At 68.2% G+C, this 22,659-nt stretch carries 20 protein-coding genes; 10 read left to right on the top strand and 10 right to left on the bottom strand.

All coding sequences use genetic code 11. The features are described from left to right. Nucleotides 1-2 precede the first annotated feature (2 nt). Entirely contained in the window at nucleotides 3-2,390 is a 2,388-nt protein-coding gene (locus AC1RNC_RS24780) for an alpha/beta hydrolase family protein (protein ID WP_492888664.1), read from the top strand. Here AC1RNC_RS24780 and AC1RNC_RS24775 read toward each other — a convergent pair. From AC1RNC_RS24775 to AC1RNC_RS24765, 3 genes are all read right to left on the bottom strand, one after another. Then, the gene (locus tag AC1RNC_RS24775; protein WP_492888663.1) at nucleotides 2,387-4,213 is read right to left on the bottom strand and encodes an asparagine synthase-related protein; all 1,827 of its coding nucleotides are present in this window, start codon (nucleotides 4,211-4,213) and stop codon (nucleotides 2,387-2,389) included. The genes AC1RNC_RS24780 and AC1RNC_RS24775 overlap by 4 nt on opposite strands. After that, the gene (locus AC1RNC_RS24770; RefSeq protein WP_492888662.1) at nucleotides 4,214-4,867 is read right to left on the bottom strand and encodes a lasso peptide biosynthesis B2 protein; all 654 of its coding nucleotides are present in this window, start codon (nucleotides 4,865-4,867) and stop codon (nucleotides 4,214-4,216) included. A gap of 482 nt (nucleotides 4,868-5,349) precedes the next feature. Further along, nucleotides 5,350-5,907 (bottom strand): GntR family transcriptional regulator, encoded by a 558-nt coding sequence (locus AC1RNC_RS24765; protein ID WP_492888661.1) that lies wholly within the window; start codon nucleotides 5,905-5,907, stop codon nucleotides 5,350-5,352. Between the two features lie 324 nt (nucleotides 5,908-6,231). Between AC1RNC_RS24765 and AC1RNC_RS24760 the strand changes: the two genes are divergently transcribed. Then, nucleotides 6,232-6,762 (top strand): helix-turn-helix domain-containing protein, encoded by a 531-nt coding sequence (locus AC1RNC_RS24760; RefSeq protein ID WP_492888660.1) that lies wholly within the window; start codon nucleotides 6,232-6,234, stop codon nucleotides 6,760-6,762. A gap of 31 nt (nucleotides 6,763-6,793) precedes the next feature. Here AC1RNC_RS24760 and AC1RNC_RS24755 read toward each other — a convergent pair whose 3' ends face one another. Continuing rightward, the gene (locus AC1RNC_RS24755; RefSeq protein WP_395443963.1) at nucleotides 6,794-7,129 is read right to left on the bottom strand and encodes a DUF736 domain-containing protein; all 336 of its coding nucleotides are present in this window, start codon (nucleotides 7,127-7,129) and stop codon (nucleotides 6,794-6,796) included. A gap of 373 nt (nucleotides 7,130-7,502) precedes the next feature. Between AC1RNC_RS24755 and AC1RNC_RS24750 the strand changes: the two genes are divergently transcribed. After that, nucleotides 7,503-7,868: a hypothetical protein gene (locus AC1RNC_RS24750; protein ID WP_096054014.1), complete on the top strand. Its 366-nt coding sequence runs from the start codon at nucleotides 7,503-7,505 to the stop codon at nucleotides 7,866-7,868. Between the two features lie 92 nt (nucleotides 7,869-7,960). Here the strand turns inward: AC1RNC_RS24750 and AC1RNC_RS24745 are convergent, their stop codons facing one another. The 4 genes from AC1RNC_RS24745 to AC1RNC_RS24730 all read right to left on the bottom strand — a co-directional run bounded on the left by AC1RNC_RS24745 (nucleotide 7,961) and on the right by AC1RNC_RS24730 (nucleotide 12,617). Next, nucleotides 7,961-8,287, bottom strand: coding sequence for a DUF736 domain-containing protein (locus tag AC1RNC_RS24745; RefSeq protein ID WP_492888659.1), 327 nt, complete (start codon nucleotides 8,285-8,287; stop codon nucleotides 7,961-7,963). Nucleotides 8,288-9,103: 816 nt separating this feature from the next. Further along, nucleotides 9,104-10,984 (bottom strand): ParB N-terminal domain-containing protein, encoded by a 1,881-nt coding sequence (locus AC1RNC_RS24740; RefSeq protein WP_492888658.1) that lies wholly within the window; start codon nucleotides 10,982-10,984, stop codon nucleotides 9,104-9,106. Between the two features lie 140 nt (nucleotides 10,985-11,124). Then, complete coding sequence (locus AC1RNC_RS24735) at nucleotides 11,125-11,514, bottom strand: DUF2958 domain-containing protein (RefSeq protein ID WP_492888657.1); 390 nt, start codon at nucleotides 11,512-11,514, stop codon at nucleotides 11,125-11,127. Continuing rightward, nucleotides 11,511-12,617, bottom strand: coding sequence for an ArdC family protein (locus AC1RNC_RS24730; RefSeq protein WP_492888656.1), 1,107 nt, complete (start codon nucleotides 12,615-12,617; stop codon nucleotides 11,511-11,513). Before AC1RNC_RS24730 ends, AC1RNC_RS24735 begins: the two co-directional genes overlap by 4 nt. Nucleotides 12,618-13,050: 433 nt before the next feature. On the opposite strand from AC1RNC_RS24730, the gene AC1RNC_RS24725 reads away from it, so the two are divergent. From AC1RNC_RS24725 to AC1RNC_RS24710, 4 genes are all read left to right on the top strand, one after another. Next, nucleotides 13,051-13,470 (top strand): hypothetical protein, encoded by a 420-nt coding sequence (locus tag AC1RNC_RS24725; protein ID WP_492888655.1) that lies wholly within the window; start codon nucleotides 13,051-13,053, stop codon nucleotides 13,468-13,470. A gap of 51 nt (nucleotides 13,471-13,521) precedes the next feature. Further along, nucleotides 13,522-13,851, top strand: a complete 330-nt coding sequence (locus AC1RNC_RS24720) for an HU family DNA-binding protein (protein WP_492888676.1) — start codon at nucleotides 13,522-13,524, stop codon at nucleotides 13,849-13,851. A 185-nt stretch (nucleotides 13,852-14,036) separates the two neighbouring features. Then, on the top strand, nucleotides 14,037-14,180 hold the full coding sequence (locus AC1RNC_RS24715) for a hypothetical protein (protein ID WP_492888654.1): 144 nt from the start codon (nucleotides 14,037-14,039) through the stop codon (nucleotides 14,178-14,180). A gap of 15 nt (nucleotides 14,181-14,195) precedes the next feature. After that, nucleotides 14,196-15,941 (top strand): recombinase family protein, encoded by a 1,746-nt coding sequence (locus AC1RNC_RS24710; protein WP_492888653.1) that lies wholly within the window; start codon nucleotides 14,196-14,198, stop codon nucleotides 15,939-15,941. Nucleotides 15,942-16,044: 103 nt separating this feature from the next. Here AC1RNC_RS24710 and AC1RNC_RS24705 read toward each other — a convergent pair whose 3' ends face one another. After that, a complete protein-coding gene (locus AC1RNC_RS24705; protein ID WP_492888652.1) occupies nucleotides 16,045-17,070 on the bottom strand; it encodes a hypothetical protein in 1,026 nt (341 codons plus the stop codon). Between the two features lie 129 nt (nucleotides 17,071-17,199). Between AC1RNC_RS24705 and istA the strand changes: the two genes are divergently transcribed. The 3 genes from istA to AC1RNC_RS24690 all read left to right on the top strand — a co-directional run bounded on the left by istA (nucleotide 17,200) and on the right by AC1RNC_RS24690 (nucleotide 20,066). Further along, nucleotides 17,200-18,714, top strand: coding sequence for an IS21 family transposase (istA, locus tag AC1RNC_RS24700; protein WP_492888651.1), 1,515 nt, complete (start codon nucleotides 17,200-17,202; stop codon nucleotides 18,712-18,714). Then, on the top strand, nucleotides 18,701-19,429 hold the full coding sequence (gene istB / locus AC1RNC_RS24695; RefSeq protein ID WP_492888650.1) for an IS21-like element helper ATPase IstB: 729 nt from the start codon (nucleotides 18,701-18,703) through the stop codon (nucleotides 19,427-19,429). The genes istA and istB overlap by 14 nt, the downstream gene beginning before the upstream one ends. 253 nt (nucleotides 19,430-19,682) lie before the next feature. Next, a complete protein-coding gene (locus AC1RNC_RS24690) occupies nucleotides 19,683-20,066 on the top strand; it encodes a hypothetical protein (protein ID WP_492888649.1) in 384 nt (127 codons plus the stop codon). 266 nt (nucleotides 20,067-20,332) lie between these two features. Here the strand turns inward: AC1RNC_RS24690 and AC1RNC_RS24685 are convergent, their stop codons facing one another. Continuing rightward, the gene (locus AC1RNC_RS24685) at nucleotides 20,333-22,462 is read right to left on the bottom strand and encodes an outer membrane beta-barrel family protein (RefSeq protein WP_099503459.1); all 2,130 of its coding nucleotides are present in this window, start codon (nucleotides 22,460-22,462) and stop codon (nucleotides 20,333-20,335) included. Nucleotides 22,463-22,659 lie beyond the last annotated feature (197 nt).

Raw genomic sequence — 22,659 nt, 5'->3', positions numbered from 1 at the left:
CCATGCGACGCTTCGCGGCGTTGGCGGTCGGCTGCGCGCTGTCCGTCCCTCTTCCCTCGGCCGCTCGCCCTTTCACCGTGTCAGACTTGCTCGCCCAAGAGCGCTTCGGCTCGGTGCAGATCGACAGCCAGCAGCGTTGGCTCATCGTGCAGAAGTTCGCGCGATGGGACAGCGCCCGGCGCTACGATATGGACGCCGACACCGTCCTTGGCCTTAGCCGGGTGCACGTCTTCGACCTTGCCAATAAGGGCGCGGAGCGATCCCTCGACTTCGGCGACGCGACGGCGGGCTATGTCCCCGCCGGCCTGTCGCCGAATGGCGAGAAGCTGGCGGTCTACAAGATCGCCGGCCATGAGGTCGATGTGGGCGTGGTGACGCTCAAGTCCGGGCAGGTCACCTGGCTTGGGGTCACACCACGCCTTCCCATGGTCGGCCGCACCCTGGCCTGGCGAGACGATCGGCGGCTGATCGTCGCCACGCGGCGACCTGAAGCCCTCGACAGCTTCTTCGGCTACGGCTGGCTTGCGCAATCGCGGCTCCCGCCGATGTGGGAGACCGCCGCCAAAGGGGGCGCGGCGGTCTCCGCCTTCGGCAGCGGCCGTTGGCTGGGGCTGCGCGCCAAGGGACCGGTCGGCGCGTTGCTCAGCATCGACCTGGAGAGCGGACGGCGAACGGTCCTGGCCGATGAGACCGTGGTCGACCTGGAGGTTTCGCCTCAGGGCGCGAGCGTGGCGGCCTTGGCCGAGGGCGAGGACCTGGCGCCCCGCAAGGAACTGGCGCGGGCGGACGAGAGCGTTCGCCGCCGGCGCCTGGTCGTCGTCGATCTTGAGACGGGCGCCAAACACGCCCCCCTGCCCGATGGCGACGTCATCACGCGCCTGCTGTCCTGGGCTCCGTCCGGCGATCACCTCCTGGTCTTCGCCCGCACGGCCAACGCGCCCTGGCGCGAGGGGCGCTACTATCAGGTCGCCCCCGATGGCCGCGCCGAGGCGCTCGCGCCACCGGGCCTCACGCCCGCCATGGACGGCACGCGGTTCAAGGGCGCCTTGGCGCGCGGGGCCTGGTTGGAGGATTCGCCCGTCGTCCGGCTGGTCTCGGGCCAGCGGGACGACTGGTGGCGGATCACCAGGGCTGGCCCGGTCAACGTGACCAAGGATCTCCCCGCGCCAGCCCAGCTTCTGGCGGCCGACGGGCGCACGCTGCTGATGCAGGCGGATGGCCGTCTCTGGCGGGTCAGCGCGCAAGGCGCGCGGATGCTCCCCAAATCCGTCAAGGCGCGCATCCTCCGGGCGACCGACGCGGGCGATCGCAGCCCCTACGCCACGCCGCGGCTCAACGCCGCCGCGCTGGTCGATGGCGACGGGACGAGCCTCACGACCTTGGCCGGCGAGCGGCTCGCGCCGCTTCGGCCCGGAGAGACCCTGGTCGCCCTGGCTCCACGGCGCGGCCTGCGGGTGGCGGTGGCGCGCGACGATCATGGTGTCGAGGCCGTGGAGATCGCTGCCCGCGACGGCGAGCGGCAGGCCGTCCTTAGCGCCAATGCAAGCCTCGCCGCGATCGACTTCGCGCCCGCCCAGCCCGTCAGGTACAAGGGGATCGACGGTGAAACCCTCACCAGCTGGCTCTACATGCCCCCCGGCGCGAGCGCGCAGCACAAGGCCCCGCTCGTCGTGCTGCCCTATCCGGGTCAGCCGCTCGACGCCCCGCCGGCCGGGCAAACGCCGCCCGCCTCGACTTTCACCCCCAACGCCCAAATCCTGGCGGGTCAGGGCTATGCGGTGCTGATCCCAGCCCTGCCCTATCGCCAGGCGAAGGACCCGGTCGATGGCCTGGCCGACCAGATCCTGGCTGCCGTGGACGCGGCGGCCGGCGCGGCGCCGATCGACGTCGATCGGTTGGCGCTCTATGGGCATAGCTACGGCGGCTACGCGGTCGTGGTGGCGGCAACCCAGAGCCCGCGCTTCAAGGCGATCATTTCCGCGTCGGCGACGACGGACCTGATCAGCGCCTATGGCCGCCAGCCTCCGGCGATCTACGCAGCGCCCGATTTTGGGCCGACGATCGGCGGGGCGGTGTCGTGGCTGGAGACGGGGCAGACCCGAATGGGCGGTCCGCCGTGGTCCGATCCCGAACGCTACCTGCGCAACAGCCCTCTGCTCCACGCCGACCGCATCGTCGCGCCGGTCCTGATGATCTATGGCGACCTCGACAATGACGTCGGCCAACCAGAGGCGTTGTTCGCGGCGCTCTTTCGCCAGAACAAGGACGCAGTCCTGGCGATCTATCGCGGCGAGACGCACGTGCAGCTTTCTCCAGGCAACATCCGGGACATGCACGCGCGGGTGTCGTCGTTCCTGCGCGATACGATCGGCCCAGGCCTGGCGCCCTAGACGGCGGCCAGCACCTCGGCCTGAGCGTCGGACAGGATGTCCTCCCATCGCCGCACCCAGGCTTCGAGCGCCATGGCGACGAAGAGGTCGGGCGTGGCGTCGCGCCAGATCAGGTGGTCGGCGTCGAGCGTGGCGTCGATCACCTCGCGGTTCAGCAGACCGTGCTGGGCAAGGCGGCCGTCTCCCAGATAGGCCTTCAGGAACGGGGCGCTGGCGGCCAGGCTGCGCGAGAAGAACACCGACAGGTCGCCCTTGCCCCGCCGCTGCTGGATCGATGCGGGCAGTCGCCCTTCGAACGCCCGCCGCGCGAACGGCCGATCGGTGTCCCCGACGGCCAGGAGCGTGGCGGGCGTCAGCAGGCAGGTTTCGACGACGGGTTGGGCCATCAGCGGATCGAGGATGTCGGCGACCCGATGGCGCTCGCTCTCGCCAAAGGCGGTGAGCGAGTTGGCGATGGCGCGCAGCTGGATGCGCTTGGCCGGACTGACGTCTTGCAAGTCCTCGAGCCACGGGTGCCACACAACCGGCATGTCGGCCACGCCCGGCGCCAAGAGGGGCGAGGCCGGCGGCGCGAGGAGGCCCCGCCTCTGTCGCTCGCGGGCCTCCTTGATCAAGCGCCACACGGTGGTCCCGCGCCGGGCGGCGAGGCTGGCCAGGCCCTTCAGACGCGGCGAGGCGCTGGGTCTCGCGCCGATGAGATCGAGCGCCAGTTCCGGGGCAGGCATCTGGTAGAAGACCGCGTCCCCGCCGCGTCCCGTGAACAGCGCGGCGGCCTCCCCCGGCGTGGCGGCGGCGGCCAGTCGGACGGCGAGGTCGGCGTCATGGTCCGGATCGCCGGCCAGGAAGTTGGGACGCGGACCGCCCGCCGCGCGCGCGAGCTTGGCGGCGTCCAGGATCAGCAGGTCACGGTCGACGATGGTCAGCGGCGCCCCCAGGGTGTCCGCCGCCGCCTGGGCGAACACCCGCTCGTCGGCCTCGACCTGCGGCCAGCTATGATTGAGGCCATAGGCGACGCCCGCCCCGCAGCGCTTGAGACTGGCGGCGACGATCGCCGAGTCCAGTCCGCCGGAGATCTCGCAGAGGATCCGCTGGCGGCCCTGGGCGTAGGCGGCCGTGACGCCGTCGATCACCTGGGCCAGGGTGGCCGGATCTCGCCAGCGGCGGCGCGGCTTGCCGCGCCCTGCCTGGGCTGCGAACCAGGCCGGCGCCCAGAGCTTCTCGCCGCGCAAGACGCCATCCGCATCCGCGCGCCAGGGGTCGAGCAGCACGCCCGGCTCGATGGACGAGACACCCACCAGCGGCGACAGATGGTGGGCCAGGATCTTGTGGCGAAGGATCTTGGCGATCGCCGACCAGTCAATGGCCAAGTCCGTGGGCCAGAGCGTCCGATCGCGCGGTAGGCGTGAGCCGACAAAGCCAAGACCGTCACGCGTCCAAGCCAGGGCCTCCTGGGTTCCCATGGGATCACGCAGGACCTGGACGCGCGGCCCCTCGGTGAAGACGGCCAGGTAGCGGCCAAACCCCGCCGACACCAGATGGCCAGCGGCCTGGCGGGGTGAAAGCCCGGCCAGGGATTGTGCGCGAAAGTCCGCGCCCACGCCATCGCGCGCCGCGCGCGCGTCGTACACGTCTCCGATCAGGGCCCCGGCCACGCCGGGAAGATGGCGATAGGCCGGGGGCTCGGCGCTCTCCAACAGGACGCACAGGCGATGGCGCTCGGCCACCGCCCGCCAGTCTCCGCTCGCCACCAGGCGATCGCGCATCGCCAGCCGATCTTGGTCGTCCGTATCGCCAAGGGTCGCGATGACCAGGAAGTCGCGCATCTAGATCGCCATGATCGGGACGAAGGCCCGGACGTGTTCGAGATGGTCGTCCAGCACGACATCGCCGGATTGAAGCCAGCAATGGGCCTTGAAGGGCCAGGTGCGCACGCCAAACACCCAGGCGGGCGCGTGGCCCAGGGCGCGCAAATAGAGCAGCAGCTGCAGGCTGCGCATCAGGCAAACCCCGCTATGGGGCAGCCAGGGCGCGAGCCGCGCGAACCGCGCCGCGTCCGCCTCCAGCCGCGTGGGGCGCGCCGGCCGATCGGCGCTGGCCGGGTCGGCTGGGACGTGGGCGGCCATGGCCAGGATCTCGGCGAAGGTCAGGTCGGCGACGGCGCGCGCGGCGCGCGCGTTGGCGCTCAGCGCCTTGATCGCTCGTCCCGGCGTCGCCCCGCTTGCGCTGATCGACAGGCTGCGCATCGCAGGCGGCGGAACGGCTCGCGTCCGCGCGCCGCCGACGGCCGACAACAGGCCGGCCTCGACCAGGGGTGCAGCAGCCTTGGGCTCGTCCGCCATCACCACGCCGTCGGCGCGGACGGCCAGCAGCTCGCCCGCCCCCGCCAGGCAGAAATAGACGTCGGCGACCGTGTCGAGAAAGACGACGTCGGCGTCGATCGCCACGGCATGCACGTGATCGGGAAGAAAGTGCTTCATCGCGCTGGAACTCCGAGGAGCCAGCGACGATCGGGCGTCGCTGGCCTTGCTCGATCAGCCGGCGAAGTAGCGCTGGGTGACGTCCTGCGGCTCGGGCGTGTCGCCCATGTCCGAACCCAGTGTGAGCGTCTTGGCCGAGCCAATGCGGAGGAGACGAGGCATGTTGAAAGGTCCCGTGCGGGCGCCACGCCGCGACGCGAGCGACGAGGCGTGGCGCGCTGAAGGTTGAAGGATGAAAGGAAGAGGGCCGGCGCCCCGAGGGGCGCCGGCCGGGACGCCCTACAGGTCGTAGCGGATGCTGACGTCCTGGGCTTCGGGGTATTGCTCCCCGTTGCCGGCGAGGGTCAGGGTCTTGGCCGAGCCGAAGCGGATCAGCCGGATGGTGGAGCGGGTCATGAAGACCTCCTTAGGCTGGTGACAGCCGCAAGTTGCGGCAACCCAATTGCGCGCCCCGCAGGTCGTATATTCAAATCTATATTTGATCAGCCGACGCCGAGGGCGCGGCGTAGGATGTCCCCTGCCCGCCGAGCGCGCCGGCGGTAGTATCGGCGCGCCATGGCCCCCAGGGTTCGAGCCGGTTGGCGCTCGGCGATCGCCCGCTCCAGCGCCATGCGATCGTCCTGGCCCAGGACCTCTCGCTCGGCTGCGCCAAACGGCGCCAGTTGCGCCTCGACCCGCGCGTATTCCTCGCGCGTAACGCTTCCACCGCCCCGCAAAGCTTCGTCCAAGGTCGGCGGCGGCTGGTCAGGCTCCAGGACGAGGGTTGCGAGCACGGCTTCCGCGAGCAGACCGGCCAGACCGTAGAGCGCGGCAAGATCGCCCCGATCCCAGGTGAGCGTCGCATAGCCGGAGGAGGTCCTGACCACGAGGCCCTCCCCGGCCAACCGCGCCAGGGCCTCGCGCACCGGGGTCGAACTGACGCCAAGCTCGGCGGCCAGAGCGTTGACCGGCAGCGCCGCCCCTTGCGGGAGAATGCTCTGGGAAACGCGCTGGCGCAGCGCCTCCAAGGCGCGGTCAAACGGATCACGATCTCGGCCCATGCGGTCTCTCCGGCAAAGCCGAGAGTCTTCGGCCTGCCGGGCGCCGCGTCGATGTCTGGAGAGGATCGGACCGTCGGCGTGCGTCAATCCCTGTGGATAGTCGAATCGACCGGCAACACTTCGGGACCCAGCTCCCTGATCGTTGCACGCGATGTCCCGGATCGTTGCACATCAAGCCGCAAAGCTGGCGCGGGCTTTGCGATCTTGAGACTTCTCAGGTGCAATCTGTCCGACCGCAGACGAAACCATTCGCGCAAAACGGTTGCGAGGTCGAGGCGGCGCTGGCCTACTGTACCTGTAGTTGTTATCGGTCCGGAGCGTACCATGGCCGCCTCCCCCAAAGCGCCTTTGGCGCGTCAGGCGAGACTGCTGTCCCAGATCGTCAAGGCCATCCGCAAGGAGCGGAACATGACCGGAGCGCAGGTCGCCGCCGGCATGGGCGTGTCGCTGCGGACCTATCAGGACTTCGAAGCGGGCCGCCGCGCGTTCGATTTCAACAAGGTCCGCCTGTTCGCCAAGGCCACCCGGTCCGACGCGGTCGCCATCCTGCTGGCCATCTATTTCAACTGGCCGGACCTGGCCTTGCTGCTGATCGACAACAAGATGGCGACCGCGTTCTTCATCGTGATGCGCGACCTCTTCACCGAGGTCGGGCCGCGCCTGTCGCGGGTGCCGGCGGGCCTGTTGGTGACGGGCTTCCGGTTCATTCGCGACGAGGTGCTCAAGCTCTTCGCGCGCCAGGACGCCTCGGCGGAAGACTATATCGAGCGCGCCATCAACGAGACCTACGAGGCGCCGGACGATCCCGGCGACGATGCGCCCGATGACGATGACGGCAAGGCGCGCGGTCGCTAGCCGATCCGGCGCGCGACCGCATCCTTGGGCTCTATTCCGGCGGTGGAGGTGTCGCCGGCTTGTCGGGGTTCTCGCTCTTGCGGATCCAGGTCATCGGCAGGACGCCGTTCTCGGCCGCCATCAGCCGGACATTGGCCGGCTCGGGCCAGGTGGGATCGTCCAGCTTGACGTTGAGCAGCGCGCCGCTGGCGTCGCTAGCCCTCCAAGCGGCCCCGACCTCGTTCTCTCCGACCAGGGCGATGTAGTCCGGCCCCTTGGCCGAAACGCGGGTCGCCGGCGCCAGCCGCAGGGTGACGTCCAGCGCCAGGGTCGCGATGCGCCCGGTGAACCCGTCGCCCTCGCGGCGGAAATGACCAATGACTGACATGGGATAGCTCCGGCCCGCCGTGCCAGGGGGGGAAGCGCCAGGAACGGCGGCCCGGGCGACGGCGGGGGAGACCGTCGGGCCGGGCCGCCGCGACCGGCCGCGCCCGGGGGGACGGGGCGCTTGGCCGGTCTGGCCTGCGCGGACCTTTTCAACGACGCCTGGCGGGCGGTGGGGGCGTCTGTCCGGATCGCGCCAAACCGTTGTGGATCAAGGCGTTGAGGCCCTCAATCCACAGGGAAACGCGATCGATCAAAGAGACCCTGTGGGAAAGAATCGGCGCCCTGCCCTAGCCTCGGCGCCGAACGGATTCGACTCGCGGCCGAAGTTCGTTCTATTTTTGTTCTTATTCCTCAGGCGCCTTGGGAGACGCGGCATGACGACGGACGACAGCGTGGTGATCGGCGGCGTCCAGTTCATGAGCCTCTACCATCATGATGGCCGCTTCGTGCGCGGCGGGGGCCTGTTCGCCTTCGCGCGGCGCGACCCCGACGGCGGACGCACGATCTTCTGCCTGGACCTGGCGCAGGACATCAGCCGCCAGGCCGGCTGCGGCCACGCCGCCTGGGCGCACGCGGTTTCCAACGGGATGAATGAATTGCTGGTCCACCTGGCCGGATCGCAGCAGACGCCCGGCGAGGTCGAGCCGGGCGCGGTCTGGCCGCCGATCCGCTACGCCTTGCTTGAGGAGAGCCAGGCGCTCGCCGAGCCGGCCGCGCCCGCCGCCGGCCACGCGGCCTGATCGATCCGGTCGGCCTCTGGTCTGGGGCCTGGCCTTGCCCTTTCCCGACGCGCCAAAGCCCCCGCGCCTTGCGGCGCGGGGGCGGCGAACCTTTAGTCCTCGGGGTTCCAGATCAGGGCGAAGACGTCGTCGTCGTCCTGGCCGGCGGCCCGGCCCAGCGTGACCTTGATGGCGCGCGGGCCAAGGTCGGGGTGGGCCAGGGTCAGGCCGATATATTCGCGGCCCGAGATCTGGCCGACGTTGAGCCAACCGGCCCCAAGGTCCACGCCGTTCGAATAGACGCGGTAGTCGGGATGGGCGGCCGAGGGCTTGTCCGGCGCCGGCACGATCTCGATGTCGGCGCGGAAGCGGGTGGTGCGCAGCTCGCCCTTGAAGGCGCCGGTTTCGGCGCTGCGGGTGACGTTGCCCAGAGAAGCCATGATGGTGTTCCTTGTCCTGTGATCCGTCGGGGCCGATCCCCGGCGACAGGCGCCCCGTGATGGGCGGGCCGCGCCGCCCCCAACCCGGCAGGGCCGCAGCGCCAGCGAAGGACCCGAGCGCACGGTCTTTTTTGAAGCGCAGCGCCGCGAGGAGCCGCCCTTCTTCGAAGGCGGCGGGGAAAAAAGCCGGACGCGAGGGTTTGTGGGCGGGGCGGCCGCCCATAGGGTTCAAGTCATAGTCCGGGGATCGACAAACGACGGATGACGGGCGAGGACGCCGTCATGGCCTGTGGGCGACGTCGCGCGCGGCGTCGAACCGGTGTCTTCAAGGGTCGGCTGCGCACCACCCGCTTCCGCGCGGGCGTCGAGACCCCGCCGGCGCCGGACAAGCGCCTCGCCCGCCCATCCCGGCCGCCGCGTCTATTCGAGCGGCATGGACCTGGGGGCCGGTTGGCTCGACGTCGGCCAGGTCTCGGGTCGAGACTTTGTCGGCTGGCTCCTGGCCCACCGCGACCCTGGCCCGCGCCCGATCAGGGTGATGCTGGGCCGCGCCGCTCGCCAGGACGACGGCGACGTCTTCGCCCAGATCTGGAACCCCGAGGACGGGGGCTCGCCGTCCCCGGCGCCGCGAGACGCGGGGGCTTTGGCGCGGCAAGGAAAGGGCAAGGCCAGGCCAGGGTTCACGCCGCGCACAGGCCCGCGCCCCGCCCCGCCCCGTCTCGCTCCGCCCCGCCCCGTCTCGTCCAGCCAAAGGCCCAAAAGAAAAGCCCCCGCGCGAGCGCGGGGGCCTGGAGGCGGGTTCGACAAGACGCCGGGCTACTCGGCGGCGAAGACCTCGGCGTCCCCCGGAGCCGCCGGAGCCGCCGCGCGGGTCTGGCGCGCGACCGCGTCGGGCGCGACGGTCTCCGGAGCGCCCGCCTCGTCCTGCGGCGAGCGCACGCGGCGCAACAGCGGCGCCACGGCCTTGGACCGCTGGGCCGTGGCGAACGGGCGGCGGGTATAGGCCTGGGCTGGGAAGGTCAGCCAACGGGGCGTCCAGCGCTCCACCTTGGGCCGGTCATTGGTCCCGGCCAGGAAGTCGCGCAAGATGCCCTTCTGGGTGCGGACCTTCTCGCTCACGTTGCCGTCGGCGACCTTCTTGCCGCCCACCTCCCTGAGCATGGCGTTGACGGTCTCGCGGTCCTTGATGCCGTCAAAGAAGGCCTCGTCGGGCCGCCAGAAGTCGCCCATGTCGACCTGGAGATGGGTCCCCGCCGCCTCGACCTCGGCGCTCCCGGCCGCCAGGGTCTCGCCGATGACCACCGCCGCGACGGCCAGGACCTCGGCGTCGGTGAGCGACAGAAGCCGGGCGAACACCGCCGCCGCCCCGCCCGCGTGGCCGCGCCCGACCACGTCGCCAGCGGCCGTCAGACCCAGGAGCCGAAGGGCCTGCGACTGCTTGGCCGCGAAGATCGTCTCGCCGGGGCTGGTCTTGAGACTGTCGGCGGCCATCTGAGACCCGGCGCCCAGCGGATCGGTCTCCACCCGCCAGTAGCGGGACCCGGCCACGGCGTGGGCGACCAGCAGCCGCAAGGCCACGTCCAGATGGTCGGTGAGCACCGCGCGCACGGCGGCCCGCCGATGCAGATCGATATAGGCCTGCTGGTTGGCGGTGACCTCCGAGCGCTCGGCCTTGGGCGCCTCGCCGCTGGCGGCGGAACCCTCCTTGCCGTCGCCGCGCGTGGCGGCCCGCTCGGCGGCTTCGGCCCGGCGGGCCTCCTTGGCCGTCAGCCAGCCTTCATGCACCGTGACCTCGCCCCGGCGACTGACAGCGATGAAGGCCTTGCCTCCCTTGGCTTTGGCGGTGGCGACGTGCTGGTAGCCATGGAACATCTGGCCGACCTCCAGCACCTCGACGTCGGTCCAGCCTTCGGCCCGCAAGGCCTCGGCCTTGGCGGCCACGGCCTGGTTCTGGTGGGTCCAGAACAGCGCTGCATCGGTGAAGTAGGCCTCCTCGCCGAACAGGTCGGCGATGATGGCGCCGGGATAGTCGTCCAGGGCGAAGAGCGCCAAGCTGGTCGGGATCGCCTCGCCGCCGAACAGCCAGGCCTTGAGGCTGGCGCCGCGCGGTTCGCGCTGGGTGGGATCGTCGTAGAGCTTGAGCCAGTCCTTCTGCTGGCTCTTGCTGGCCAGGGTCAGCTGGCGGACCGTGGCCACGTCGATGTCCTCCTTGCGATAGAGCTTGCGGATGCGCGGGAGCAGGTTGCCCAGGGCCAGAACGCGGTGAATGACCACCTCGGTCTTGCCGAAGGTGGCGGCCAAGTCCTGGGGCGTGCGGCCTTCGCGGATCAACTTCACGAAGGTTTCCCAGCAAGCCACCTCGTTCGGCGGCAGCCGGGCCATGTTCTCGATCAGCGAGATTTCCAGGGCGGCGGCGTCGTCGCCCGGTTCCAGGATGCCGATGGGGACGGGATCGATGTCGATCCCCTCGCCCGCCACGGCCTGGGCGGCGAAGCAGCGCCGCCGCCCGGCCACCACCTCGAAATGCTCGGGGATCAGGACGCCGTCCTGGAAGGTCTCGCGCACCAGGAGGGTTTCCAGGACGCCGTGCTGGCGCACCGATCCGATGATGTCGGAGACGTCGGGCGCGGGCTCGTCGAAGTGCATGTTGAGCGGTGAGATGACCAGCTTGCGCGGGTCGGCGTGGGAGAGTCTCATGGGTCGGCTCCTGTTTTCAGGGGTGAACCGGTCCCGCCCGTGATGCTGTCCAAGGCGAAGGGCGGGACCGGGGATGCGCCGGGATTGGCGCGGTCGTCCGACGCCGGGCGGACCCGGCGCGCGGAAGGGCGAAAACCGGTTCAGGACGGGCCGTCCTTGGCGTGATGGGACATCAGGCGGACCATGTTCTCGGCCGCGAGGATCGAGCCCAGGCGACGGGCGAGCTGCGCCCACATCGACAGCGGGACGCGCCCGACAAAGAAGCGGTCGCGCTCGATCCGAAAGCCGTGCGGCAAGGCGACGGCCTCGATCTCGTCGAGACTGACGTAACCCAGCTCGGGAAAGCCCTGGTCCAGGTCGCACAGGCCAAACAGGGTGTCGGCGTCGGCCATGATCTCGGTGATCAGCCAGCGCCCCGGCCCAACCGGATTGAAGAGCTTGAGCGGCGGGACCGGGTCGCGCTCGTCCTGCGCCGCGCCATTGGCGATCAGCTGGGCCATGATCGCGTCGGGAATCAGGGGCGGTTTCATGCCGCGACCTCCGAGACCGGCGCGGTGTCCCGCGCCTCGTCCTCATCCCTGCCTTGGCCCTCGCCCGCCCGGTCGGGCGCGAAGGCCAGCAGGTAGTCGGCCGCCTTGCTGGCCTTGGAGGCGGCGCGGAAGATGGCGCGGTTGTCCTCCTTCAGGATCGACAGCCATGCGCCCAGGTAGTCGGCATGGCGCACGGTGGGAACCACGCCCAAGGCGGCGCAGGCGAAGGCCGCCGACAGTTCGGCGACCAGTTCCTCGAAACCGTAGGGCTTGGAGCCGAACCGCCCGCTCTGGTCGCGGTTCAGGCGCGAGAGATGGCCCGTCCAGTGCGACAGCTCGTGCAGGGCGGTGCGGTAGTAGTCGATCTGGTGGCGAAAGGCCGGTTGCGGCGGCACGCGGACATAGTCCAGGGCCGGGGCGTAATAGGCCTCATGGCCGCCGATCCGAAAATCCGCCCGTGTCGCGGCGATCAAGGCCTCGACGTGGGGGATGACCTGACGCTCGGGCAAGGGCGCGGGCGCCGCCGCCAAGGTCTCCAGGCCCTCGCATTGATCGACATTGAAGACGGTGAAGCGCTTGAGGAAGGGCACGGCGCCGGGCGCGTCGCCGTCACGCGCCGCCCGTTCCTGCTCGGCCTTGGGGGTGAACTTATCGGCGAAGACCACGGTGGTCCCGCGCTCGCCCCGCCGCACCTGTCCCCCAGCCTTCTGGGCTTGGCGGAAGGTCAGCCAGCCCTGGTTTTCGTAGCCATGCTCGATGACCGCGCCCCACAAGAGCAGGATATTCACCCCCGAATAGCTGCGCCCTGTTGTGGCGTTGCGCGGCAGGCCCGGCCCGGTCCCGCCGACCTTGCCCCACGGCTTGACCCAGGGAAGGCGCCCGGCCTCCAGTTCGCCGATGATCCGGCCGGTGACTTCGTCATAGAGGCTGGCGCGCGAACGCTCCGGCTCGCCCGCTCGGCGGGTTTCATCCGGGTCGGCCGAACCGTCCCCCTCCCCACCGCAGGCCGGGGCAGCGCCCCCCGGCCGGGCCGCCGAGGCGGCGGCGGACGTCCTTGACGCAAGCTTGACCGTTCCCTGACGGCCTTTCCGGGAAGAGCGCATGAGGTGGCCTCCATCCCCGCCCCAAACCCCGCGTCCTTTCGCCGGAAAGGGGGGTGGGCGGCGATGAGCGACCGGAGAGGCCCGCCGCAGCGGGCGGCGGCACCCGAAGGGCCGCAACGCAGTGGAGGACCGGCCGAAGGCCGGTTGCCGCCGTCCGTGGCGGGCCTAGAAGGGCGCGTCGCCCACCCCCCTTTTTGGAGAAAGGATCTTCAAGAGAGTCATCGCGCGCCGCGCGATGGCCTTATGCGGGCCAACGGCCCGCCCCTGCGCCAGTGATCGTGACCCGTATGGGACGAGACCCACCTTCGGGGCTCGGCGGCCTTGGCCGTAGAGCGCGATCGCGGCGTGACGCGAGGCGCCTCACCTTGCCCGGCGGCTTTGACGTCGAGGCCGGACTGCCGGACAACAGGGCTGCCCTGGCGAGGATTTCCCGATGACCGATGCCCCGTGGACTGAAATCGAACGCCGCGCCCTGACCCGCGCGACGCTGGCCCTGGTCGAGACCTGCGTGCGCAACACCAAGATCGAGGATTGGCACGCCGGTCGCGAGGTCGTCAGCCCGGCCGGCGACTTCAGCGACGTGAAGATCGTCAGCCCCGCAGGGGAAATCCCCTACCTGGAGGCGTCGCGCATTTCCGACGCCGAGATGAAGGCCTGGATGATCGAGGTGACCAATCGCGTCTTCACCTTCCTCAGCTTCCCCGACCAGCCGATCCAGCTGGGCGGCGCGGCCCGCTGGAACACGCCCAAGCTCGACGAGAAGATGGCCCAGGGCATTCGCAACCGCATCGCGATCCGCGACGGCGCCGATCCCGCATCGATCTACGGCGGACGCGCGCTCGACCTGGATTAGTCGTCCCCGGTTTGCTCCAGGTCGGCGACCGCGCTCGATCCAGGATGACAAATCAGCGCCGCGCGGCCAGTTTGGCCGGCCCAACACCGCAGGAGCTTTTCCATGAACGTTTCAGACCTCGTCGACGCCGCCGTGGCCGCCGAGCCCAAGCTCACCAAGACCCAGGCCAAGGCCATGATCGACGGCGTCTTCAAGGCGCTGACCGACGCCGCCGTGAAGGGCGAGGAAGTCTCGATCCCGGGCTTTGGCAAGTTCAAGGTCCAGGCCAAGCCCGCCCGTACCGGCCGCAATCCCTCGACGGGCGCGACGATTGAGATCGCCGCCAGCAAGAAGGTCGCCTTCACGCCGGCCAAGCAACTGAAGGACGCCGTCAACGGCTAAACACGATCGAGGCCAGAGACCAGTGAGGCTGGTCTCTGGAGCGGCGTCCGCCGCGCATTTCTCTTGCCGCCCGTTGCTTTGCCCCTGATCTCCCTCCCATTGTCATAGAAATCGCCTTGTTCGAACGCTGGGCCATGGCCCGGTCGCGCCCAAAAACTCGAACGCGAAAAAAGCCGGGACCGCGGATGTCCCAACCCCGCCTGCGAAACGTCTCCGTCATTGAAGTCGGCGACTGGCCGAGCGTCCTGCCCGTGACCGAGCAGGAGCTTCGGGTCGTCGAGACCATGATGGCCGAGGTCCTTGACGAACTGTTGGGGGCCTTGCCGTGATCAGGAGTTCGTTCGATGGCGCGTCAAAGCAGCACTACGACTAGCGGCCGGGGGCGCGTGGCGCTCTATTTGCGGGTGTCCACCGGACGCCAGGCCGACAGCGATCTTTCGATCCCCGACCAGCGCCGCCAGCTGGAAGCCTATGCCCAGGCCAAGGGCTGGGCGGTCGATGTGGAGTTCGTCGAACCTGGCAATACCGCGACGGACGACAAGCGGCCGGCGTTCCAGGCGATGATCGACGCGGGCCTGACCAAGCCGCCGACCTTCGACACCATTCTCGTCCACTCGTTTTCGCGCTTCTTCCGCGATCAGTTCCTGTTTGAGTTCTACACGCGAAAACTCGCGCGCAACGGCGTGCGGCTGGTGTCGATCACTCAAGAGCTGGGCGATGATCCCATGGGCTTGATGATGCGCCAGATCATGGCGCTGTTCGACGAGTACCAGTCGCGCGAGAACGCAAAGCACACCCTGCGGGCGATGAAAGAGAATGCCCGCCAGGGGTTCTGGAACGGATCTCACCCGCCGCTTGGCTACCGCGTTGTGGATGCCGAACAGCGCGGCACGAAGACCAAGCGCAAGCTCGAGATCGACCCTCAAAAGGCCGAGTGTGTCCGCCTGGTGTTTCGCCTGGCGTTGATGGGCGATGGCCAGAGCGGGCCGATGGGCGTCAAGGCCATCGTCAACCACCTCAACGCCAACGGCCTCAGAACCCGCGACGGCGGCCGCTGGGGGATTTCATCCGTCTACGGCGTCCTGACGCGCACGACCTATGTCGGGGAGCATCGGTTCAACACGCGCGTCTATAAGAGCGGGGAGCAGAAGGACGAGTCCGAGCACGTGGTCATGGCCGTGCCGGCCATCATCGACCGCGAGACCTTCGACACGGTCCAGCAGCTGATGAACCGGCGCAACTCCAGGACCGAGGGCGGCAATTTCGCCGGCAGTCCGATCTTGTTGGCGGGCATTTGCCACTGCGGGATCTGCGGCGGGACCATGACGCTGCGCACCGGTCAGAACGGGCGCTACCGCTACTATACCTGCGCCAGCCGCGCGCGCACTGGACCGAGCAGTTGCGGCGGCCTGACGGTGCGCATGGACCTGGTCGACGCCGCGGTCGTCCACTATCTCGAAAATCGTCTGCTCGACCCCAAGCACCTCAAGGGCTTGATGGCGAACATCATCGACCGCCGTCACGAATGGGTCGAGCGCCGCCACAAGCATGTCGGTGAGCTGCGCAAGCGCGCCACGGAGGCCCAGGCTCGTCTGAAGCGGTTGCTGGACGCGATCGCTATGGGCGCCATCGAAGCCTCCGATCCCGACCTCAAGGATCAGATGCAGGAACTCAAAAAGCAACGCGACACCGCCAGTGCGGACGCCGACCGCGCCGAGCGCGCTATCGACCGCCTCGGCCCGATCATCACGCCTCAGCTACTGACGCAATTCGCGGAGGCGACTCGGAAGGCGCTGCGGAATGAGGACGGCACGTTCCGCCGTGAAATCCTGCGCGCCATCGCCCAGCGCGTCGAGATCAAGTCGAAGGTGGAGTTGGAAGTCGCCGGCTGCCAGGTCGAACTGTTTCGATCCCTGGCGGCTTCGAACGGCGTGAAGGCTGCGGCGCTCGCAATTCCTTCTCGTGTACCGGAGTGGCGCGCCTTGTCGGATGAAACCGATAACTACGAGTACGCTATTGTACTCCATAGGCTCTCTAGGAGGGACAAGGGGCGCAAGCGTGGCCCTCGAGTCAAGCACCTGCTCACCTGAGCGCCGCGCCGAGACGTCCGCCTCGCGCCAAGAACGGACATTGGCACGCCTGCAGAAAGGCGACGTTCAGACGCTATGCTACTCGGGCGTACTGCGCTCGAATTCACGTCTGGCCTGACGCGGACAGGACGACCTCGGGCGCATCTCCGCCCCTGATCGTGAACCGCCGCAGCTCGATGCCAAGGGCCAGCAGCGCCTCTCGGATGTCTCGTGGCAGATCGCCTTCAGGAAGCACCAGCGTGCGTTTGACACTAGACGGAGCCCCGGTCGAATGGGTCAGCAACTGGCCCATGCCGGTATAAATGGCCTGACGGTCGACGCCGGTCTTAACCTCGTAGATCTCGGTCATATCCCTGCCACGGCGTACGTAGAGGTCGATCAGTCGGTTGTTGAGTATCCTTTCGTCGGCCCGAAGCCGACTGCTGCGTTCCCGCTGGAGCGCGTCGACCACATCGCCATGATAGGAGACGTAGTCGAGATCAGCTCTTCGCCGGCCTCGACGTCGACCCGAGCTCTCGCTGTTGAAGGCTTCCCACTCGGCGATCGCTTCCGCCGCCTCGACGGTGTCGAGCGCGCCCGCCGCGACGGCGGCCTTGAACCGGCGCACCCGCATCACGAAGCGTCGGAGATGCGAGACGAAGTCGTCCACCTCGACCGCCCCGACGACAACCCCGGACCGCACCACCCCGTCGCTTCTGACTACATCGACCGTGGTCGCCCTTGTCCAGGAGAGGAAAGCGTCGCGGCCGACGCCGGGGCGACCTCCACCAACACTGCCGTCGTGCATCAGATAGACCCGGTCGGTCTGCGGGTCGCGAGCGTAGAAGCCGGCCACCCGAGCCGAGTTATCCGCGGTGGGCACGTTGATCTCGACCGTGATCATCTGGGCGTGCAGCGAAGGGTCGTAGAGACCGAAGGCATTCCACTGCCGAGGCACGGCGGCGGCTTTCAGCGGAGTGAACGCCGCCCAGAGACCACCCGCGCCTTCGGCGTAGACGACCTCGTCAGTGTTGCCGCTTGGAAAGCCGATGTTCCGTACGCCCTGATCGGCGAGCCGTTCACGAATCCGCGCCTCGAGTTCCGCCTGCGCCGCCGCCTTCGCTTCGGGGTCTTCGATCAGTCTCAACATCCCATGCGTGTGTTTCGGCTTGCAAAAGTGACCCCCATCTCGGGGATATCGGCGTCCAAAAATGACCCCCTGTCCTTGAGGCTTTGATGGCCAGATCGGCGGCTTGTGTAGCCGCGGATCGAGACGGGGATGTTGGTAGTGGAGACGGTGGCGAAGATCCGGCGCGAGCACTTCGCGCGGGGCAAGGGCGTGAAGACGATCGCGCGGGAGATGGGCCTGGCGCGCAACACGGTGCGCAAGGTTTTGAGGTCGGGAGCGACCTCGCTGGAGTACGAGCGCCGCGAGCAGCCGCACCCGAAGCTGGGGCCGTTCATCGAGCGGCTGGAGGCGCTACTGGAGGCCAATGCGTCCGGCGCTCGCAAGGATCGGCTGACGCTGATGCGGATCAGCGATCTGCTGCGCCGGGAGGGCTATGACGGCGGTTACGACGCGGTGCGGCGCTATGCGGGGCGCTGGTCGGTTCAGCGCCGAGGCGTGAGCTCTGCGGTCGAGGCCTTCGTGCCGTTGAGCTTCGCGCCGGGCGACGCCTATCAGTTCGACTGGAGCCACGAGCAGGTCGAGATCGGCGGCACGCCTCTGACGGTGAAGGTCGCCCACGTGCGCCTCTGCCATAGCCGCCGCTTCTACATCCGGGCCTATCCGCGCGAGACCCAGGAGATGGTGTTCGACGCCCATGCCCGGGCCTTCCAGGCGTTCGGCGGCGTCACCCGAAGGGGCATCTACGACAACATGAAGACCGCCGTTGAAGCGGTGTTCACCGGTAAGACCCGCCGCTTCAACCGGCGCTTCGAGCAGATGTGCTCGCACTACCTGATCGAGCCGGTGGCCTGCACACCGGCCTCGGGCTGGGAGAAGGGCCAGGTTGAGAACCAGGTCGGCTACGCCCGTGACAACATCTTCAAGCCGCGCCTGCGCTTCCATAGCCTGGAGGAGCTCAACGGCTGGCTGGAGGCCGAGTGCGTGCGCCGGGCGCGCAATGATCGCCATCCCGAGCACCGAGACCGCGTCGTCTGGGACGTCTACGAGGCTGAACGGCCGTTCCTGGCGCCCTTCGCAGGTCCCTTCGACGGCTTCCACCAGATCGAGGCCGTCGCCCAGGCCACCTGCCTGATCACCTTCGACCGCAACCGCTACTCGGTGCAGGCCAAGGCCGCGCGACGAGCCGTCCAGATCCGCGCCTACGCCGACCGGATCATGGTGCTGTGCGACGGCGAGGTGGTGGCCGATCACCCGCGCGGCTTTGGCCGTGACCATACTGTCTACGATCCCTGGCACTACCTGCCCGTCCTGGCTCGCAAGCCCGGGGCGCTGCGCAACGGCGCGCCATTCCAGGAATGGGCGCTGCCGCCCGCCTTCAACAGGCTGCGCAAGCGGCTGGGCTCGGGCGACGAGGCCGATCGGCGCTTCGTCCGGGTGCTGGCGGCGGTGCTGGACGATGGGCTCGACGCTGTCGACCAGGCCGTCCAGGAGGCGCTCGACGCCGGCGTCGCCAGCGACGAGGTAATCCTCAACATCCTGGCCCGCCGGCGCGAACCGCCCCGGCCCGAGGCGATCACCACTTCCCAGGCCCTGGCCCTGAGCCATCCGCCCATCGCCGACTGCGCGCGCTACGACCTGCTGCGAGGCTCCCGTGCAGCGGCATGAGATGATCCAGGCGCTGGGCGAGCTGGGCCTCAAGGGCATGGCCGGCGCCTTCGACGACGCCGTCACCACGGGCTTGCAGCGCAAGCGCACCGCCATGGAGATCCTGGCCGATCTGGTGAAGGCCGAGGCCGCCCATCGTCAGGCCGCCTCCATCCGATATCGGATCACCGCCGCCAAGCTGCCGGCGATGAAGGATCTGGCGCGCTTCAACTTCGAGGGCTCGCCCATCAACGAGAGCCTCGTGCATGCCCTGCATGGCGGCTCATTCCTGGCCGATCACCGCAACATCGTCCTGATCGGCGGAACGGGCACCGGTAAGACCCACCTGGCCATCGCCATCACCGCCAACGTGGTGCGGGCCGGGGCGCGCGGGCGCTACTTCAACACCGTCGATCTGGTGAACCGGCTCGAGGAGGAAGCCCGTCAGGGCCGCTCCGGCGCTCTGGCCGCCCAGCTCTCACGCCTGGACCTCGTCGTCCTCGACGAGCTGGGCTATCTGCCCTTCGCCCAGTCCGGCGGCCAACGCCTCTTCCATCTGATCAGCAAGCTCTATGAGCGCACATCGGTGATCATCACCACCAACCTGACCTTCGGCGAATGGCCCACCGTCTTCGGCGACGCCAAGATGACCACGGCCCTTCTCGACCGCCTGACCCATCACTGCGACATCGTCGAGACCGGAAACGACAGCTGGCGCCTCAAGACCAGGGCTTGATCCACAATCTATTCAACCTCCCCCAGACCCCCTCCGGGCAGCTGAATCTCACGCAGCTCACCCTGCGGCGACGCGCTGCGCTAGCTGATGGCTACGCGCCTCGCCGCCAGCCCAGGACAACCAACAGAGGGGTCAATTTTGGACGCCGATAGGGGGTCAATTTTCAACGCCGTTTGACAATCCGTCCCTCGACCAGATCACCGACCTCGCGCGCGAGTACCTCGTCAGCAAGGAGGCTGCGGCGCGATCCTTCGTGGACTATCACGCCGAGAGCGTCGCCATCGTCGTCGCCCGTCACGGCAGGATCGAGCGCATCTATCGCCCCCTCCAGCGCTTTCCCGCCCTCTGCGTCGAGAAGGGCCACGAGGTCCCACGATCGTCTCTGTTCCATCGGCTGAAACCAGCGCTCGGCAAAGCCTCCGAGATGGTGGAAGCGCAGGCTCAGTTCTGGCTGGAGACTGAATGGGGCCAGCCCATGCCACTGCTCTGCGAGCAGGTGGCGTTCCAGCAGAACGGATACTCCATGATCCTTCTTTGGGCGGAGCAGTTAGAAGAAGAAAATGACCGCGAGGACAATCTGACTTCCGCCCAGCGGTACAAAGACCGAATGGCCAAGTGGAACGGCCACCGGCTCTGAGCCTCCACAACGCGCCGAGCCAAGCGCCTCCCATCACACACATTCGTGTTTCAAACGATCGAGTCTTGGCTGCGACGGGATCTGCATAGATGCGGCCGCAGAGCAGACCTTCCGAAGGTCCGCCAAGAGTCAAAACAGGACTTGGCTTGCTGCCTGGTACGCATCCGGTGAGAACCGCGGTGGCCTAGGTCCGATTAGCGGACGTCATCAAGTTCCGGGCGGGGTGGGAAGCGGTCATCCGGGCTTAAAGAGCCATGTTGGCTAGGTCAGCCGCCATAGTCGAAGTTGGACGGCTTCTTAAGCTTGCCACCGAAGGCGTAGCTTAGCCCCAGCGTGAATCGGCGCGAATTGCTGTCGTACTCCACGCTCTGCCTCAAGCCAGGCTGCGTAACGTATTCGCGTGCCTGGCTGCTGTTGAGCACATCGCGCGCGGTGGCGACCAGCGACAGGCGCTCGTCGATCTTGTGGCGAAAGCCCAGGTTCAGCGTGCTGTAGGCCGGGGCATAGCCTTGCGGCGTCAGGCGCTTTGCGTGGAGCTGGGCATTCAGCTGGAAGAGATCGGCGGGGGTGATCTGGCAGTTCAGCGAACCCTTGCCGCCTACCAACAGCGCCGAACGGGTCTTCGCGCCGGTCAAGCCCTCGGCTTCGATCTCGGAATAGGTCGCCGTCGTGCTGGCTGTATAAGTCAGCTTCGAGGTCAGTCGTCCCCCCGCCGACAGCTCCAGACCGACGTTCCGCTTAAGGCCCAGGTTCTGCCTGGTCGACAGCAAGGTCCCGCCTTCCAACGGCGTGACAATGTCGGTGACCGTGTCGCGGATGTCCCGGTAGAACACTGTCGCCAGGCGATAGGCCGGGCCGTCGCGATACTCGTATGAAGTCTCGATGCCACGGGTTTCCTCCGGTTTCAGGGCCGGGTTGCCGGCCGTGACCGTCAGCGCGCCGGCGGTGTTGGGGAAAGGGTTCAGATCATCGGGATCGGGCCGCTCGATGCGTTGCGTGTAAGACCCCTTCAGCTGGCGGTGATCGTCGAGGGCGTAGCTGAGGTGCAGTGACGGAAAGGCGCGAGTGTCGGTGTCGCGATGCGTTCCGCCCAAAGTCAGCTGCTCGGTCTTGATGCGCGCGCTCTCGACGCGCAGTCCCATCAGCGCGGTCAGCTTGCCGAACGGCCGCTCCAGCGTCGCATAGGCCGCCGAGACCACCTGGCCGTAGTGGAAACGGTTCGTCAGGCTGGGGTCCGGTCGGGCCGTCGCCGCGTCGCCTCCGCGCGCGCCGCTGTTCTCATAGAGATAGCCGTCGTCCTCGACCTGGACGCCAGCCGTCAACTTGGTGTCCTTCGGCAAGGGTTTGCGGTAGTCGGCGGAAAGCCGTGTCAGGGTCTGGTGCTGGTCGAAGTCTCTGGCCTGATATGCGCCCGATGCCGGTGCGCCGCCTAGGTAGGCGTAGGGCTGACGGTCCTTGTTGATTGTCGCGCTGTGATCAAGGTCCAGCGTCAGGTCGTGATCCTCGCCGGCGAACTTGCGCACCAGCTGAGTCTCGACCTCGTCGTCATAGACCCGATAGGTCTTGCGGCCGACGCGGGTGGACGAGGTCTCGCGCCCCGGGGAGCGGATATCGAAGGCGTCTGCCTCATGGGTGACCCAGTCGAGCCGAAGGTGGTGGGCGTCGGCGGAAAGCTGGGTGCGCTCGCCGGCCTCGTATTCGGCCGACAGATGGAGGTTGCCGAAATAGGCGGATGTACGCCCCTGGTAGACGCCGTCGCTCTCGACATCGCCAGACAGTTCGCGGTGCTCGCGAGTCCTTTTCTTGAGAATGTTTCGCCGGACGGAAAGGTCACCGTTCAGCGACAGCTTGCCGGAATTGTAGCCCAGGTTCCCAGCGCCGTTCGCCAGACCCTGGTCGCCGACATTGGCCTGCAGCGCGCCGGTGATCCCCGCGCCCTTGGCCTTCTTGCTGATCAGGTTGATGACCCCGCCCGAGCCGTTGGCGTCGAAGGCGGCCGATGGGTTGGTGATGATCTCCACCCGCGCGTACCGGTCGGCGGGCAGCTGTTGCAGGGCGGCGGCGCGACCCGCGCCCTTGAACAGGCCCGAGGGCTTGCCATCGACCAGGATGGTGACGTTGGGGTCGCCGCGCAGCGAGAGCTTCCCCTCAGGATCGACCTCGACCGACGGCAGATTGCCCAGCGCATCGCCAATCGAACCCGCCTTGGCCTGCAGGTCGTCGGAAAGGCTGTAGCTCCGACGATCGATCCGGGTCTGCACACCCGCTTGCGAGGGCGCGGAGATGACGACTCCGTCGATCTTGTTGGCCGGCGCAGGCGGCGTGGGGACTTGGGCTAGAACGGGCTGGGCGGCAAAAACAACGGCGAGGCCCGACTGGCCAAGCAAAACTCTCATCGCCGCGTCTCACCCGGAAGGCTGCAAAATTCAAGCAACCTAGAGGTGGCGCCCGAGACGCTGTCAAGCTTGAGTGGCGGTGGGTTGCGACATTTTCCGCGAAGGTTTCGGACGCGCCGTCGCACGGTCCCAAAACACACCCGCTCTGCACGAAACCAGCTTGGTTCGGATGTCCGACAAGGGTCGGCACACGAAGT

Source organism: Caulobacter sp. GW822-FHT01G02 (assembly GCF_058802865.1).
Note: the sequence above shows the minus strand (reverse complement) of the source record. Positions and strands in the feature narration are given on the sequence as shown.

What these genes read in the sequence shown, in the direction of transcription:
- AC1RNC_RS24705 (WP_492888652.1), bottom strand. Translation starts at nt 17,070, where the DNA reads ATGTTGAGACTGATCGAAGACCCCGAAGCGAAGGCGGCGGCGCAGGCG.
- AC1RNC_RS24730 (WP_492888656.1), bottom strand. Translation starts at nt 12,617, where the DNA reads ATGCGCTCTTCCCGGAAAGGCCGTCAGGGAACGGTCAAGCTTGCGTCA.
- AC1RNC_RS24740 (WP_492888658.1), bottom strand. Translation starts at nt 10,984, where the DNA reads ATGAGACTCTCCCACGCCGACCCGCGCAAGCTGGTCATCTCACCGCTC.
- AC1RNC_RS24755 (WP_395443963.1), bottom strand. Translation starts at nt 7,129, where the DNA reads ATGTCAGTCATTGGTCATTTCCGCCGCGAGGGCGACGGGTTCACCGGG.
- AC1RNC_RS24770 (WP_492888662.1), bottom strand. Translation starts at nt 4,867, where the DNA reads ATGAAGCACTTTCTTCCCGATCACGTGCATGCCGTGGCGATCGACGCC.
- AC1RNC_RS24710 (WP_492888653.1), top strand. Translation starts at nt 14,196, where the DNA reads ATGGCGCGTCAAAGCAGCACTACGACTAGCGGCCGGGGGCGCGTGGCG.
- AC1RNC_RS24750 (WP_096054014.1), top strand. Translation starts at nt 7,503, where the DNA reads ATGACGACGGACGACAGCGTGGTGATCGGCGGCGTCCAGTTCATGAGC.
- AC1RNC_RS24760 (WP_492888660.1), top strand. Translation starts at nt 6,232, where the DNA reads ATGGCCGCCTCCCCCAAAGCGCCTTTGGCGCGTCAGGCGAGACTGCTG.
- AC1RNC_RS24715 (WP_492888654.1), top strand. Translation starts at nt 14,037, where the DNA reads ATGTCCCAACCCCGCCTGCGAAACGTCTCCGTCATTGAAGTCGGCGAC.
- AC1RNC_RS24685 (WP_099503459.1), bottom strand. Translation starts at nt 22,462, where the DNA reads ATGAGAGTTTTGCTTGGCCAGTCGGGCCTCGCCGTTGTTTTTGCCGCC.
- AC1RNC_RS24775 (WP_492888663.1), bottom strand. Translation starts at nt 4,213, where the DNA reads ATGCGCGACTTCCTGGTCATCGCGACCCTTGGCGATACGGACGACCAA.
- AC1RNC_RS24735 (WP_492888657.1), bottom strand. Translation starts at nt 11,514, where the DNA reads ATGAAACCGCCCCTGATTCCCGACGCGATCATGGCCCAGCTGATCGCC.
- AC1RNC_RS24745 (WP_492888659.1), bottom strand. Translation starts at nt 8,287, where the DNA reads ATGGCTTCTCTGGGCAACGTCACCCGCAGCGCCGAAACCGGCGCCTTC.
- AC1RNC_RS24725 (WP_492888655.1), top strand. Translation starts at nt 13,051, where the DNA reads ATGACCGATGCCCCGTGGACTGAAATCGAACGCCGCGCCCTGACCCGC.
- istA (WP_492888651.1), top strand. Translation starts at nt 17,200, where the DNA reads ATGTTGGTAGTGGAGACGGTGGCGAAGATCCGGCGCGAGCACTTCGCG.
- AC1RNC_RS24780 (WP_492888664.1), top strand. Translation starts at nt 3, where the DNA reads ATGCGACGCTTCGCGGCGTTGGCGGTCGGCTGCGCGCTGTCCGTCCCT.
- AC1RNC_RS24765 (WP_492888661.1), bottom strand. Translation starts at nt 5,907, where the DNA reads ATGGGCCGAGATCGTGATCCGTTTGACCGCGCCTTGGAGGCGCTGCGC.